Below are 15934 nucleotides of genomic sequence, written 5' to 3' on the forward strand. Positions count from 1 at the left end.
ACACTCATCAGGAACACCTGAATCACGAGTACCGGGCTACACCACCCTGATCAACTCTTTTTAGTTTTTCCGTTGATGAACCCACTCTGCTCCAATGAAAAACTCAAAATATCTTGTAAGTGGTGTTCCATGGTTTCAGAGGCCAATTCCGGATTTCTACTTTCTATGTGCTCAAATATTTGGTAGTGTTCTTCCAAAGCACATACTGGCCTGTCTCCACCACATATATTGTTCTCCTTGAAATGTGTGAGTATGTCTGGAGATATAATCAACATCAGAGATTTAAGAGCGGTATTGTTACTCGCCTCGGCAATCTTCAAATGAAACATTAAATCATGCTCAACAGTATCCGCTCCTTTTGAGACGGCCTTTTCATAGTCACTCAGTGCTTTCGACATATGAATAAGATCAGCATCCGAACGGCGCATTGCAGCGAACTTGGCTGAGTTAACCTCAAGCAAAACCCTGGTCTCCACCAAAGCACGGAAATCATTAGCTTCTAACTTTAGTACATCCGAAATAAGGCCTTCCAGAGCCGTAATCCCCATCCCGCCTACTACTGTTCCGCTCTGTGGCAAAGTCTTAAGAATACCATAAAACTCAAGCTTCTTTATCGCATCTCTCAAGTGGGTACGACCTACTCCAAGTTTCTCGCAAAGCTTACGCTCAGGAGGGAGTCGATCCCCGGGTTTCAGCTGACCAGACGTAATCAATTCCTTGATTTGATTGATGATCTTATCAACTGGGGTTTCAATTTTAATACGACTAAAGTTGCTAAGTATTTCCATAATAAGTAATCAGTTGTACCCAACAATTGGTCGACCAATTTAGAGCGTCACAATTGCAGGTCAAAATAATTGAACAAAATATTTCCCATAGTCTGATTAGCCCCCAGCTCCTAAAAACACACGATTAAACAAAGAAGTCAAAACTCCTTTTTACTCTTTCATTATCAGATCATTAAGCCAAATAACTCAACGAACTCGATCGATATATTCCTCCTCAATATTTGGTTAACCAAATATTGGATGGCTAGTGACTATGTTGCGCAAACTTACCAAAAGTACTTCGATTCCACATCACAGATCTCAATCTTGAACCTTCCATACACTGATACCAACCAACTTCATTATCCCTGTACTTCTTACTATTCTACCTGGTACCATGTGGTTTCAAAATTGAATTCTTAAAAGAGACCACCACGTTCTGATGGCCTCTTTTAGTTATCAATGCTCTATGTGTTACAATCCTTCGTAGCCCACATTTTGCTTAAGTCCTTCCAGTAAATCCACATCTACGTAGTACTTAGGCCATAGGTAATCCACATTAGGATCAAAATCTCTATTCTCAAGAGCAGGTGCAGCACCACTGTATACGTTACCCATTTTTCTGCGCACAATATCATACCATCTCACGCCCTCAAAAGCCAGCTCTAATCTGCGCTCTTCCATCACATCCTGGATTGTCACGGCACCTGTAATGTCAGCTGGAACCGGACTTGGGGGATACTTGCTATGACCAGCACCGGCTGCATTTCTTGCGCGTGCCCGTACTCTATTGATATATTCCACAGCAGCTCCATTGTTACCTAATTCTACGGCTGCCTCTGCTGCTATTAAGAGTACTTCCGCATAGCGTAAAATGATTTGCTTAGAATTAGAATCCCTTAAACTTGCTCCCTGAGGTGTGCTAGTCCTTAAACCAGCTTCTCCTACAGCTCTGAAGTATTTTGCAATGTGTGGTCTTGCGACATTTTGACTAATTCCATCCCACTCGGTAAATCGGTAATCTGGCACACCCTGATAGGTAATGGCAGTATCCAAACTCACAGCTTTACGATAATCCCTACCATCCCAGGTATTGTACACACTCAGCTCCGGTACCGCTACACTCCATCCAAAAGCATCTGAACTAAGCGCTGCAAACCTTTCGTCACCACGAGGACCTGTAACAGATGTTACCTGATCTGTACCCGCATTAGATCCTCCCAGTTCTCCCGGTGTGATGTTATGATTGTCATTAGCTATGAAAGTGATATTGAACAGGATCTCAGATGAAGCGAAATCAGGCGCGAAAATATCATAGTAATTATTATCCAAAGCCACACCATACTTGCCTTCATTGTCGATCACGTGTTTGGCATTGTCAAAAGCATTTTGCCAATCATCAGGTTGTGCCACATCAGAGGTCGCTCTGGTCATATAAACCGAGGCTTGCATGCCATAAGCTGCCGCTTTACCCGGATGAGATCTGTCCACTGGAATATCTGCCAGCCATTCCTTGGCAAAATCCAGGTCTGCTATTATCCCCTCATAGATGTCTGAAACAGAAGACTGCTGAACGGCATATGGATCATCTATTGGCTGACCATCCATGTATATGATTTCACCAAATAGGCGCACATATACAAAATGTACATAAGCACGCAGGAAGTATGCTTGCGCCGCTACTGCATTGATTTCTGCTTCTGATCCATCTACATTATCCTTAGCATTAATCACCTCATTGGCAGCTGCAAGGGCTCTATACCCCACGGTCCAAAATGCATCTACCAGGCCATTGTCCTGTTCCATTTGCATGAGATCGCATGCATGTCGTCTGGTAGGAGTACTTGGATCTCCAATACCCACCATGTCCGAACGCAACAGAAGTGCCAGAGTCAATTTACGTCCGTGAAATTCCTCACGTGCAAGTTGGCCATAGGCCCCATTAACTCCGGCCTTTAACTCCTTCACTGATACAAAGAGACCCTCAGGACTTAATGTCCCCACTGGTCGCTCTTCCAAATCTTCACATGACATGGTTGAAAACACCATGATCAGCGCGAATAATATTGAGTTTAAATATGTTCTTTTCATTATCTTTTTTATTTAGAAACTGACAAATAAAACAACTGTCAATTGTTTAAAAACCCAGGTTTAGACCCACAGTATAGGTTTTCACGTTAGGGTAACTACCGTAATCCAATCCCAGATTCCTGTTGGAATCAGCATTACTTGTTGAATTATTGTAGGCAGTTTCCGGATCTAACCCAGAGTAATCAGTGAATGTCAAAAGATTCTGTGCACTTACATAAAACCTCAATGATCGAACGTTGATTTTATCAAGTAAGGATGATGGCACATTATAGCCCAGGGCAATATTCTTCACACGCACATAGCTCCCATCCTCTATCCAGCGAGAGGTTACTTTAAGGGTTCTGTCTGTATCTGCAGATGGAATAGTCCCTTTGGCATTGTCTATTGGATGATAGCGATCAAGCGCGGCTGTTGACACGTTCCACGTACCTCTAAAAGATTCCAATTCCATTCTGGTAAGATTCATCATATCATTACCATGAACACCCTGAAGGAAAATATTCAAATCGAAATTCTTGTAAGTGAAGTTGTTGTTCATAGACCACACAAAATCTGGATGTGGATTACCAATGATTTTTCGATCATCGTCATTCAATATTCCATCATCATTAAGGTCTGCAAACTGCTCTCCGCCTATTTTTCCATCTGAGCCCTCCAGTAGAGGATCACCTGGCTGGGTCACTCCCTCATAAACAAAGCCGTAGTAGACACCCACAGGCTGTCCTATTTCCAGGAGTTGAAATCCAGTGGCTATATTGAAATGACCCGGAGCGTCTTCATATCTAATCCCAACCGTATCGGCCAATGACACTATTTCATTTCTGTTCATGGAGAAAACGAAATTGGAAGTCCAGGAGAAGTCTGCTCGCTGTATATTCCGAGTGGTAATAGCGGCTTCAAGCCCCTTGTTTCTAACTTCGCCAGCATTCTGAATCTGCGTGGCCGTTCCTGCTACACCGAGAAATGATGGAATGGGACGATCAAACAGAAGATCACTGGTAAGCTTATTGTAGTAATCCACCGTGAAATTGATTCTGTCATCGATCAATCCAACATCCAGTCCAACGTTCAGCTGAGAAGTAGTCTCCCATGTTAGGTTAGGATTTGCCAGGGTGCCCAAAATAAAAGCACCTTCACCTGGTCTGATGGAATATTGTGAACGCAAGGTTGCCAAAGAACCATAAGCACCAATGGCCTGATTACCCGTCAGACCGTAACTGGTCCTGAGTTTCATAGAATAGATCGGGTTAAGGTTTTTCATGAAAGCCTCATCACCGATATTCCAGGCAATCGCACCTGAAGGGAAAAATGCCCACTTGTTGTTTGCCGCGAAATTAGAAGCACCATCATATCTACCAGTGACAGTAAAAACATACCTGTCAAACAAAGTGTAGTTCAATCTGGAATAGTATGATTTCAAGATTCTGGTAGAAGTACCTGAATTTGGTGCAGGCCATGTAGCACCACCGCCTAAGTTCCAGTAGCTCACTGCCTCAGAAACAAAGTCACTAGATGTGGCCAGTAGATCTTCGTCCTGTGATTTTTGATAAGAATAACCATTCACCCAGTTGATTCGGTGTCCGTCAAAATCCTTTTTTACAGTGAAGTAATTTTCTGTCAGCAAATTGATGGCCTTATCAAACTCCAGTGTTCCGATACCACCATTGCCTCCTCTTCCCAGCTGTGAGGAAGTAAAAGTGCCCTCTCTATAAGAAGTAACACCAGCTCCCAGTGTAGATTTGAAACTAAGCCAATCAAGGATCTTAACCTCCGCAAAACTATTGACCTGAAACCTGTCAGTAATTCTTTCACGATCTATGCCATTGGCAATGGCTACCGGGTTGTCAATATTATCTCCCAATTTGGATTGAGTATAATTGCCATCTGCATCACGCACCGGTGTGTCAGGTTCCAACCTGGCTGCTGCTCCTAGCACGCCTGTGTTACTTGATCCTCCGGTAGTTTCCTGGGTAAGCACACCATTTTGGATGCTCCTTCTACCATAAAGATTCACTCCGAGATTTACCCTGTCAGATGCCGTAAAAGACAAATTACTGGTAATTGAGTAGCGCTCATAATCTGAATTCACTACGACACCTTCCTGCTCAAAATGCGTAGCAGATATGTAATATTTCGATGAAGGACTCCCTCCACTTACAGACACCTGATTATTCCAAATATGACCTGATCTTAAAATTTCGTCCTGCCAGTCAGTATCTACATCAGGATTGTAATCATAATTTGGAAGGACCTCCAGAATATAATCTCTGAAGTCTTCTCCTGATAACAAATCCAAACGGTCACTGGCCTCCTGATAAGAATAAGAACTATTGAAGTCAACCTTCATCTTACCTTCTCCACCACTTTTGGTAGTGATCAATAGCACACCATTGGCTGCCCGTGATCCGTAGATAGCAGTGGCAGACGCATCTTTCAAAATCTCCATGGATTGAATATCCTGTGGAGGTGGCATTTCACCGCCAACAAAGCCATCGACTACTCTAAGTGGCTCACTACTGGCATTGATAGAACTTCCTCCTCTTATTTTCAGGCTGAAGTTAGCTCCTGGCTCACCTCCGTTGGTAGATTGAATCTGCACACCGGCTGCCCGGCCTTGAAGTGTTTGTACAGCGCTCAACGCAGGAAAAGCGTTTAATTCTTCGGATTTTATCGAAGATAATGCCCCTGTATTATCACTTTTTCGCACTGATCCGTACCCAACTACCACAATTTCATTGAGCTGCTGTAGATCCATCTCTATCGACACATCTATCTCAGACCTTCCAGCCACCTGCACCTCAGTGTTCACATACCCAACAAAACTCACACGCAAAACAGCAGTCTGAGGGTCGGATACAGTAATTGAGTAGCGTCCATCCACATCAGTAATGGTACCATTGGAAGTACCTTTCTCGAGAACCGTAGCACCCGGTATGCCGAGACCGTCCTCGGCCGAAGCAACAACGCCGGACACAGTCATTTGTGCAGACGCTAAATACGACACAAAGCACATCGCTAATAACGCTACGTACTTGCTCTTAATCTTCAATAGTAATAGTCTTCTCATAATTTAAATCAACTAAACAATAGAAAAAAAATTGAACTGATTGATCGGTCAATTGATTGGTCAACCAATTGCACTTGGGAGCAATATAACTATTTTCAATAAGATCACAAGGAAATTAAAAATAATTCAGTCTTGAGAGCACAAAGGCATTTCATTTTATAAATATGGTAATTGGCTATTCTCGAACCCCTCAGGGGGCTTTCTCGCGTAAGAAATCTCAAAATTGGTCGACCAAACTTTTTTTTGTTGACTCTCCTGCAACGCATTGCACTCCATAGCCTGGAATTTTGAAGGCACTTATGCTGACATATATACCATAATAGGCTCATAAAGCACATATTTACACTTATGCCTGACAATTCTTTTAGATCCTGACGCAAGTCTCTGCCGCTCTCGTGACTCACCCCCCACACTACCCAAATCATCCATTGATCACCATGTTTACGAACTCCTTTGGGCAAACTGGAGCTCACCAGATCACACCAACAATCAATTACCAAAATAGAATTTTTTAACGAAAAACTGGTCTACCAATTTAAAATTGCTTAATTTACCAATCAATAATTAGCAAATTCACTTTTTCATTCTTCTGAATGGTCGAATAATTAAGGACGAATCCAATGGAAATGGCACCTTATTTTAAGACCCGGACCAAATGCATGAAGACTGGATTCAAATGAATGAAGAAGTAACTGGTGAAAAGGGAATTATTACCATTCAAAATCCCAAAAGCCCTTAGAATCTGCAACCTGTTGCATTTCATTAAAATAAAAATTCAACAAATCACTCAACGCTGACAGTATAAAAATTATAAAAAAAAGAATTTCAACACCATTTTGATTGATTTCTTGCAATACAACTTTCAATACTCTATATTGGTCGACCAATTATTGGAGAACCATTAATTATCTTTTTTTCTACTAAACTCAAATTAATTATGAAACGAACATTTCTATCCGGCAAGAAGGCAACGGCCTTTTTCTCAAGAGGCCTAGCGGCAACTATATTGGCCTTTGGGGCTCTTACCTTCGCAACATCTTGTGGAGAAGATGAGAAAGTCGATCCTCCAGTACCCGCAGCAGCGTCTTTTGTCGCTCAAGTGGATGTATTCGAGGTGACCTTCGTTAACTCGTCTACTGGCGCTGTAAGTTCTGCTTGGGATTTTGGAGATGGCAACACCTCTACAGAGCTTAATGTAGTGCACACTTACACCTCACCAGGTGACTACACTGTAACACTAACCGTAACAGGTGAAGCTGAAGACACAGATACTGCTGAAGAAGTAGTGTCAATCGTTATCCCAGAGTCATCTTTTGAAAATGGTGATTTTGATCTGTATCCTGCTGACCATGAAATGTACCAGGCCAACAATGACATGTGGGAACCACCAACTGCAGATGATGGCTGGACAGGACGTGAAGGCTTCAGAGCTGGCGGTATGACCACTGACGGTAAAAAGCTTGAGGATGGCACTAAAACCAATGGTCTTAAAATTTACGGCCCAGAGCGAGGCGCATACCAGGTAGTTGATGTGGTTCCAGGCGCTACTTACGTAGTTACATTCGAAGCAGCAACTGAAGTAATTGACGAGCCAGCTGTTGACTTAGTATCTGCTTATATTCTCTCTGAGGAAATTAAAACAGAGGCGGCTATCACAGAGGCTAACACCATGGCCAAGGTCACGGTAACCAGCTACCCTACTGCAGCTAAGGGTGAGTTCCAAACTTATTCCATGGAATTCACAGCAACCACCGACAAAGTGCTTTTCTTCCTCATCAGTGATGATCCACTTGTGGATGGAACTCGTGAAGTTTGGACAGATAACTACGTTATCGATTTCAAATAAGCGCTATCAAAGCTTAGAATCAAGTATAAAAAAAGGCCGTCTCAAATGTTTGAGGCGGCCTTTTTATTTCCAATTGATTTCTATGGAGTTAATTGTCGAGCTCTCAATTTCCCTAGTTCAAAGGCCGCTCACTTTATTGATCTCGGCCTTCTTTAATAAAAAAGGCTGCCCTTCTGAGACAGCCTCTTTTTTATATTTCATTCCGACATTCATTGCTAAGTGTATCTCAAGCTGGAAACTTGATAAACTAGTAGGTCAAATTCAACCTAAGCTGTTCGTCAGTCTTTGCTTACTTTTCAGCAACTGCCGATTCACTGATATTGCTTTGAGTCAATGAAAAACTCAATATATCACTCAAATGCTCTTTCATGGAGTCAGCAGCCTCATCAGGTCTTTTCTGCTCAATGTGCTCCAATATCTTGTAATGTTCATCCAAAGCGGTAACTGGGCGATCACCCCCGCATACATTGTTTTCCTTGAAGTAGGTAAGAATGTCTGGGGTTATAATCAACATGAGGGATGTAAGCACCGAGTTCTTACTAGCTTCAGCTATTTTCAAGTGGAACAACAAGTCACACTCCACTGAATTTTTACCCTCTGAAACAACCTTTTCGTAATCCGACAATGCACTGGCAATGGATCCAATGTCCTCATTGGTTCTGCGCATAGCCGCAAAACGTGCAGCATTTACCTCCAAAAGAACTCTGGTTTCTACCAAAGCATGAAAATCACTTCCCTGCAATTCAAGCACGTCGGAGATAAGTCCTTCAAGGGCCCCGATTCCAAAACCAGCCACCACTGTACCACTCTGTGGAAGAGTCTTTAAAATACCGTAAAATTCCAGTTTGCGAATAGCATCTCTCACATAAGTTCTGCCTACCCCAAAGCGTTCGCTCAGCATGCGCTCTGCTGGTAGCCTATCTCCCGGCTTCAATTGACCAGAAGAAATCAGTTCCTTAATCTGTTTGATGATTTTATCCCCCGGTTTTTCAATGACAATCTCCTTAAAGTTATTTAGCAAATCCATGACGTTTGGTTAATTATTGGTGTCGATTTTGACCAGCCCATTCTAAATTATATTCTCTTCAAAACTTAAACCACTTTTTATACATTTTTTTACTCCGAACAGTTCCGTCCACCACAAAAAGGACCCTTAAATATAATAAAAGCACATTTGAGCAAGCATTTAGTGGAAATGGACATTAATCGAATGAAAGATAAACATAAATTTTCAGCCTAAAATCCACGACTCACCAGAGATTATCTCTCTATCGTCATCGACGGGTAAATCACATATAAAGGAATTATAAAGGCCTTTCAGACGGGAATATATCATTATCGAGATAATTCCGGATCAAGCAATATTCGTGTGGGGTAACTCCATATAGTTATATTTTGTAAGACCAAATTAATTTACTGCGGATTCAGAAACGTAGGGACGCAAAGGAGGGCGGGGCATCCAAGGCAAGTGTGAATCATTTTGACTCTAACAATTACTAAAAAAAGCCCTTATGCGATTAGTCAAAATGATTTTTTGCGTTGGTGCCTTTTCTTTTGCTTCGTTTTCTTTGGGCAAGCAAAGAAAATGAAGAGTAAATAGCCAATGAGTTGGATCGGGTCTATGAGATGTCAGATCACGTTTCACTGCCATCCTTAATGCAATCTCGCCACAGTAATTCCGCTTGATCCATAATTCCTCACTGCCTCCTAGGCCCAAGCACAAGGGAAATGATGGCAGTAAACAAAAAAAGCCACTCGAATGAGTGGCTTTTTGTAGTCCGTAGGGGAATCGAACCCCTGTTACCAGGATGAAAACCTGGCGTCCTAACCCCTAGACGAACGGACCATTTTGTTTTTGGTGCTGCAAAAATAGATAAGCTCTTTTATTATGCAAATGTTGACCGCAATTATTTTCAAAAAAAATTCCTCACAAAATAATTCTCTTCAAGAGCCCATCCCCGTTGTAAATTTTTCAAAATCCGGCTCAAAAAACTAAAAATCCACCAGCGTTGGAATTATATATGCCCACCAACCAAAGATAATATCGAAACAGCCCTGAGGCTCAGGACAGTAGAGCTGAAAATACTAAAAAAGTGTTCTTTTTGGAAATTTGTTTCTGAATAATCTAGTTATAGATTTGCATCGAATTTGAGCAAAACATTTCAAAACCAATATATATTATGTCAAAAGTAAAAATCGGAATCAATGGATTCGGAAGAATCGGCAGACTGGTATTCAGAGTAGCCGCTGAAAATCCGAATATTGAAGTGGTGGGAATCAACGACCTTATAGATGTTGATTACATGGCTTATATGCTAAAATACGATTCTACACACGGCCAGTTCAAAGGCGATGTAGAAGTAAAAGACGGTAAACTGGTTGTAAATGGTTCTGCAATTCGTGTAACATCAGAAAGAAACCCTGCAGACCTTAAGTGGAGCGACGTAGGCGCTGAGTACATTGTAGAATCTACAGGACTCTTCCTCACCAAAGAATCAGCTAAAGGGCACATCGATGCTGGTGCAAAAAAAGTAATCATGTCTGCTCCTTCTAAGGACGACACCCCTATGTTCGTAATGGGTGTGAACCAGGACGCTTATACCTCTGACATGGTGTTTGTATCAAACGCCTCTTGTACTACCAACTGTCTGGCTCCGATTGCCAAGGTTTTGAATGATAAATTCGGAATTGAGTCTGGCCTGATGACTACTGTACACGCTACCACTGCTACTCAGAAAACTGTAGACGGACCGTCTATGAAAGACTGGAGAGGCGGAAGAGGTGCCGGACAAAACATTATCCCTTCTTCTACAGGTGCAGCCAAAGCTGTGGGTAAAGTAATTCCTGAGTTGAACGGAAAATTAACAGGTATGTCTTTCAGAGTACCTACTCCTGACGTTTCTTGTGTAGACCTTACCGTCAACCTGAAAACTGAAACTACTTACGAAGAAGTATGTGCGGCTATGAAAGCAGCAGCTGAAGGTCCATTGAAGGGTATTCTTGGATATACAGAAGATGCAGTTGTCTCTAACGACTTCCTGGGTGATTCCAGAACTTCGATCTTCGATGCGGGTGCAGGTATCCAATTGACTCCTAAATTCTTGAAAGTGGTATCATGGTACGACAATGAGTGGGGTTATTCTACTAAAGTTGTTGAGCTATTGGAATACATCGCTTCCAAATAAGCATTCACAAATCATTAAAAAAGGGGTTCGGACTATCGTCTGAACCCCTTTTTTTATTCTGCTGGTTAGAACCACCGGATTACTTCACCACAATCTTCCGCGTATATTGCTCATCATTCACCGATACCCTCACGATATACATGGCATTGGAAGGCGGCAACTGGCTCGCATGAAAAGTGATTTGATGCCCACCCTCAGCTAAATCTGAATCAAAAAGTTTCATACTCTGTCCGCTCGTATTGAAGACCTCCAACCTGACATGGGCGGCTGTTTTCAAACTAAATGACACACTGGCTTGAGAGAAAAATGGATTGGGATAGATGGTCAGGTCATTGTCATCAAAAATAGCTGCCCGGCTACCACTACCAGACCAGCTGCCATTGGCATAATAAGACGTAGGCCCACAGGTATACAAGTCAGCCGTCTGATTGGCTCCATTGTTATTGAAGATCACATTGGAGCAATTGGCCGGGATCACTCCATAGTACCAACCGTCACCATTGTTAGTCAGTGTACTACCAGGCCAGCCATTGGTGTAGGTCTGTCCATCCCCCCAGGCATAAAAGTGGGAGTAGCCCTGAACGTAAACTGTGAGGGTACTTCCGCCTCCATTGGGATCAGTGGCATACCATGCTCCATTGCTGTAATAGGGAGAGTCACTACAGGTGTACAAATCACTGGTCTGGTTACTTCCATTGTTGCTAAAAATGATGTTGGCACAGTCCTCCGAAATGCTAATTTCACTCCATCCATTAGGACCAGTACCCAGTGCTGACCCTGGCCAGGCGCCAAGAAGTGGGTTCAAATTGGCATCCCAGGCATAGGCGTGCGTGTAGCCCTGGGCATATACCGTCATAGAGCCAGAGGAACCTCCTCCGCCACCTCCTGGCTCGCTTGCATACCAAGTGCCATTCTCATAGTAAGGCATGTCATTGCAAGTGCTAAGGTCTGCTGTCTGGCCAGCTCCATTGTTGCTGAAGATCACGTTCGAGCAGTCTGCGGAGATGGTCACTTCATTCCATCCACCAGCCCCGGCAGTCATCGCCGTGCCTGGCCAGGCGCCAAGGAGTGGATTTTGATTACTATCCCAGGCATAAGCATGACTATAACCCTGCACATATACGGTCATGGAGCCACCTCCGCCTCCACCACCTGTGCCTCCTTCAGACCATACAGCATAGTTGGTTCCTGATGCAGCCAAAGTCCAGGTACTACCCATCCCCTCAGCCGCAGGATCTCCCCAGTTGCCATAACCCATCTTCAGGAAAACAGAATGGATATCTCCCGCAATGGAGGCCACGTACAATCCATTTTCGCTCCGATGAATCGTGACCGGGCTCTCACTATGAATCCCGGCATCCTTCCTCACCTGGATCAGCGCCTTGATCTCGTTGGTCACCGCTGATCCCCACTCATACATGTGCGGCCAGTAGATACAGGGTACTCCTGGGTGAGTCAGCAGGTAGGCGTAAGACTGACCTACATTGTTACCATTCAATACATTGTTGCCGGGATCGTAATCCGGAGTGTCATGGTTTTCAATAAAAGTGGTATAATGCCGTGGGTCCCAGCCAATACCTCCTGAAGGTGCCCCCTGAGTAGACAGATATGAATAATTATTATCCTTAATCACCGCCTTGAGGGTGTAATAAGTGGAAAAATCAAAGGCTGTAGAGCCGGTGGCATTTACCCAGTCCTGAACCACTTGCTTGTTGGCACTCCAGTTTTCACCTACAGAAAATGTGGGATTGGTGTGACCGTTATATACTGTGAAATAATAAGGATCAAACCCATGTACAAAGTCGTAACGCCAGCCGTCATAGCCAATGGCTTTCAGATTGTCCAAAAAAGCCTTGATGTCGTTCTGCACAAAGCCCTGCGAATGATCAATATCCCTGGCAGCAGCGTATGGGGTACCCGAGTCGTTATTGCCTCTCAGAGAGATTCCACTATAAGCCGAATTGCTCCAGACCTCATCGTCACCGGTAATGGAGTTGGTTCCCCAGGTAGGGTTGGTGAAATCCACCCAATTGGTTGACCCCACCCGATGGTTGACCACAATGTCTGCAATGGCTTCTATACCCAATCCATTCAGGGTAGAGAGCAGGCTCTGATGCTCAGCCAGTGATCCATACGAGTTAGCGAAATTATTGAGTTCTCTGGGGAGGTAGCCCTCCAATGACCCGGCATCACTCGGAGGCGGAAGCCAGATCATGTCAATACCGGCGGCATTCATATCCGCAGATTTGCCTTCCAAATGACTGTACCAGTCACCCGGATAATCATGAGAAGATTCCCAGTAAAAACCCTGGAGAAGCACCCGGCCATCATTGGCGGCCTGGGCACCGGCGCTCATCATGAGCAGTAAAAAAGCGATAGAAAGTAAGAGGTGTTTCATCATTGATTGGATTTTGGTTAGCATTTTAAAATTTGTGATAACCAATCTCCCCTCTTATACCCTCTCATTCGCCTCATTTCATAACGCGAGACGGATCACATAGCCCGATTGATCCAGTGACACCATGATATCTCACATCAAAAAAATGCCCCTGAGGCGCTCAAAATAGATTAAATGTAGAAAATCGTGTGAATTTTAGTGGTACTATCAGACTGAAGCCAGCACCGCATAGAGTTTTTCCTGCTCTATAGGCTTGAGCAAAAAACCGTTGAAAAACTGTGAAGATTCATCACCAAAGCCCACCATCACATCAGCGGTGAGGGCATATATAGGCGTGTTAACATTGGGGTTGTTCGTATTCCGGATGCGCTGCGAGGCCTCTATGCCATCCATGCTAGGCATATGAATATCCATGAGAATACAATCAAATACCTGTGACTCGGCCAACTTTACCGCCTCCTCGCCATTGCGGGCGTGTACACTTTCCATCCCCCAGTTGCCCAGTAGCTTCAGGGAAACCATGGCATTGATCATATTATCCTCCGCCAGCAAAATAGACTTGGGATTGAGTTTTTTCCTTCGGGTTTCGGTTTTCAAGCGGCGCGGCTCTGCCTTTTCCAGATATAGGGTAAAATAAAAAGTGGCTCCGTGCCCCACCTGACTCTCCACATGGATATTGCTTCCGTGCAACTCAATTAATTTTTTCACAATGGCCAGCCCCAATCCCGAGCCCCCATATTTTTTGCTTTTGTGAAACTGCGGCTGAGAGAAACTATCAAACACCTCATGAATAAAGTCCTCCTCTATGCCGATCCCCGTATCCACCACACTGAATCTGAGCAGGTCTTTATTGTTTTTTGTCTCCCCGTATTCGATATTCAGACTGACGGATCCCTTCTCCGTGAATTTGATAGCATTACTTACCAGGTTGCCCAAAATCTGAGTAATACGTGTTTCGTCAACCTTATAAAAATCAGAGACCTGTTCTGAAATGTGCATTTTCAAACTGATGCCTTTCTCAATAGCCATGTTGCTATAGGTAAGACGTATATTTTCCATCAACTTCCTGAACGCCACGGTCGATGGCTGCAACCTCAGTTTGCCTACGTCCAGCTTGTTGAAATCCAGAATATCATTAATGATCCTCAGAAGGTTGTTGGAAGAAAAACTGAGTGAACTCAATAGACTTACCTGATCCTCCCGGGCGCTCTCCTGCAATAATGAGGTGATGGTGGTCACGGCATTCAGCGGAGTTCTGATCTCATGACTCATCGTAGAGAGGAAGTCCTGCTTCATCTTGGAGGACTGCTCTGCTTTATTCTTTTTATCCATGATCTCAGCCTTCTCACGCTGATTTTCAGCATCTTTTTGTAGACGCTCCATGGTAGTGATGGCATCATAGCTGTGGATGACTTTCTGGGTCTGTGCACCTATAAGGACTTCCTTTTCGGTCACATAATCCTCGATGTAGCCGAGGGCATTCTCAAAATCCCCACGCTCTTTGAAAATCCGATATAGCAGGTTGTTACATTTGGATTTGATCACCACCAGGTTGTACAGTCCTGCGAAATTCAACGCTCCCTTCAGTGCTTCTATCGCCTTGTCCAGATCCCCCTCCTCATAGTACATCACCCCAAGCTTGTGGTAGCACATGCCCAATCCCAGCAACTCTCCGATCTCCCTGTGCAGCCGTATGGCTTCCTGGTAGGCCTCTTTGGCACGGTTACTTTGCCCTTTTTTCACATAGACCTTGGCTTTTCCGTACAGGGCAAATGCCAAGCCCCGCTTATCCCCGAGCTCCTGCTTCATCTGAAATGACCGCTCAATAAGCTGTTCGGCCTTTTCTGTGTCGTTCTGGTTAAGGTAAATACCCGAAAGGGGGTTATAGGCGTCCGACTCCAGGTCTCTGGCACCGATCCTTCTGGCAGCCTGGGCAGATCGCTCATAGGCCATGATGGCATTGCGCTCATCACCAAAATACTCGTAAATCCCCCCGAGAAATTTCTGAACTCCAGCCAAATTATAGTAATCCTTTGTCCGATTGTAGATATCCAGACAATCCAGGAGATAAATGAGGCTCAGGTGATAATTTTCTGACTTATAATGAATTTCTGCCAGTTGGAATTTGCTGCGGGCAATGAGCTCCTCCTCGCCCAGCACCTGATAAAGCCCGATGGCTTCCCTGATATAATGAATGGATTGATCAATTTCACCGAGGGCCTGGTGCAACTCTGAGAGCTTATACAGACTTCTGGCCATCAGCCCGGTATCATCCAGCTTCATACTGAGCTCAAGCGCTCTGCTAGCCAATCCCAAGCCAATGTGCAAGTCGATATCCTGCTGATTGGCTCTTTTCAGAAATTGTAAAACTCTCTTCGCATCTGTCAGGTCGGTGTAATACATTCGGCGGTCTGGCTGTTAGCAATCCTGAAAATACAAAATCCCCACCTTTTGGAGGGCTTTCTATGTAAAAAGAATTTACATAGTCAGTCGGATCAAGAAAGGTTCTTTATCATACCGTTTTAAATAAATATCCTCCGGAGCAAGCGCTTTCGGATTTCTGGAAACTCCAAAAAAAAC

8 protein-coding genes and 1 tRNA gene are annotated in these 15934 nt (G+C 43.9%); 2 read left to right on the top strand and 7 right to left on the bottom strand.

What is annotated here, in order from left to right; all coding sequences use genetic code 11:
- Nucleotides 1-50: 50 nt before the first annotated feature.
- The 3 genes from GV030_RS09425 to GV030_RS09435 all read right to left on the bottom strand — a co-directional run bounded on the left by GV030_RS09425 (nucleotide 51) and on the right by GV030_RS09435 (nucleotide 5925).
- The gene (locus GV030_RS09425) at nucleotides 51-788 is read right to left on the bottom strand and encodes a FadR/GntR family transcriptional regulator (RefSeq protein ID WP_159582035.1); all 738 of its coding nucleotides are present in this window, start codon (nucleotides 786-788) and stop codon (nucleotides 51-53) included.
- 453 nt (nucleotides 789-1241) lie between these two features.
- Nucleotides 1242-2858 carry a RagB/SusD family nutrient uptake outer membrane protein gene (locus tag GV030_RS09430; protein ID WP_159582037.1) on the bottom strand — a complete coding sequence of 539 codons (1617 nt, stop codon included), beginning with the start codon at nucleotides 2856-2858 and terminating at the stop codon, nucleotides 1242-1244.
- Between the two features lie 46 nt (nucleotides 2859-2904).
- A complete protein-coding gene (locus GV030_RS09435) occupies nucleotides 2905-5925 on the bottom strand; it encodes a TonB-dependent receptor (RefSeq protein ID WP_159582039.1) in 3021 nt (1006 codons plus the stop codon).
- Between the two features lie 937 nt (nucleotides 5926-6862).
- Between GV030_RS09435 and GV030_RS21650 the strand changes: the two genes are divergently transcribed.
- Nucleotides 6863-7771 (top strand): PKD domain-containing protein, encoded by a 909-nt coding sequence (locus GV030_RS21650; RefSeq protein WP_159582041.1) that lies wholly within the window; start codon nucleotides 6863-6865, stop codon nucleotides 7769-7771.
- A 289-nt stretch (nucleotides 7772-8060) separates the two neighbouring features.
- Here the strand turns inward: GV030_RS21650 and GV030_RS09445 are convergent, their stop codons facing one another.
- Both GV030_RS09445 and GV030_RS09450 read right to left on the bottom strand, forming a co-directional pair.
- Nucleotides 8061-8798, bottom strand: a complete 738-nt coding sequence (locus GV030_RS09445) for a FadR/GntR family transcriptional regulator (protein WP_159582043.1) — start codon at nucleotides 8796-8798, stop codon at nucleotides 8061-8063.
- A 747-nt stretch (nucleotides 8799-9545) separates the two neighbouring features.
- Nucleotides 9546-9617: transfer RNA gene (locus GV030_RS09450), tRNA-Glu, on the bottom strand.
- Between the two features lie 334 nt (nucleotides 9618-9951).
- Here GV030_RS09450 and gap point away from each other — a divergent pair.
- Nucleotides 9952-10956 (top strand): type I glyceraldehyde-3-phosphate dehydrogenase, encoded by a 1005-nt coding sequence (gap, locus tag GV030_RS09455; protein ID WP_159582045.1) that lies wholly within the window; start codon nucleotides 9952-9954, stop codon nucleotides 10954-10956.
- Between the two features lie 79 nt (nucleotides 10957-11035).
- Here gap and GV030_RS09460 read toward each other — a convergent pair whose 3' ends face one another.
- Entirely contained in the window at nucleotides 11036-13357 is a 2322-nt protein-coding gene (locus GV030_RS09460) for a glucan 1,4-alpha-maltotetraohydrolase domain-containing protein (protein ID WP_159582047.1), read from the bottom strand.
- A gap of 204 nt (nucleotides 13358-13561) precedes the next feature.
- Nucleotides 13562-15757 (bottom strand): ATP-binding protein, encoded by a 2196-nt coding sequence (locus GV030_RS09465; RefSeq protein ID WP_159582049.1) that lies wholly within the window; start codon nucleotides 15755-15757, stop codon nucleotides 13562-13564.
- Between the last annotated feature and the right edge of the window lie 177 nt (nucleotides 15758-15934).

The sequence above is a fragment of the Marinoscillum sp. 108 genome (assembly GCF_902506655.1).
GTDB classification, from domain to species: domain Bacteria; phylum Bacteroidota; class Bacteroidia; order Cytophagales; family Cyclobacteriaceae; genus Marinoscillum; species Marinoscillum luteum.

Coding starts and splice junctions, on each gene's coding strand:
- GV030_RS09430 (WP_159582037.1), bottom strand. CDS start 2,858: ATGAAAAGAACATATTTAAACTCAATATTATTCGCGCTGATCATGGTG.
- GV030_RS09460 (WP_159582047.1), bottom strand. CDS start 13,357: ATGATGAAACACCTCTTACTTTCTATCGCTTTTTTACTGCTCATGATG.
- GV030_RS21650 (WP_159582041.1), top strand. CDS start 6,863: ATGAAACGAACATTTCTATCCGGCAAGAAGGCAACGGCCTTTTTCTCA.
- GV030_RS09445 (WP_159582043.1), bottom strand. CDS start 8,798: ATGGATTTGCTAAATAACTTTAAGGAGATTGTCATTGAAAAACCGGGG.
- GV030_RS09465 (WP_159582049.1), bottom strand. CDS start 15,757: ATGTATTACACCGACCTGACAGATGCGAAGAGAGTTTTACAATTTCTG.
- gap (WP_159582045.1), top strand. CDS start 9,952: ATGTCAAAAGTAAAAATCGGAATCAATGGATTCGGAAGAATCGGCAGA.
- GV030_RS09435 (WP_159582039.1), bottom strand. CDS start 5,925: ATGAGAAGACTATTACTATTGAAGATTAAGAGCAAGTACGTAGCGTTA.
- GV030_RS09425 (WP_159582035.1), bottom strand. CDS start 788: ATGGAAATACTTAGCAACTTTAGTCGTATTAAAATTGAAACCCCAGTT.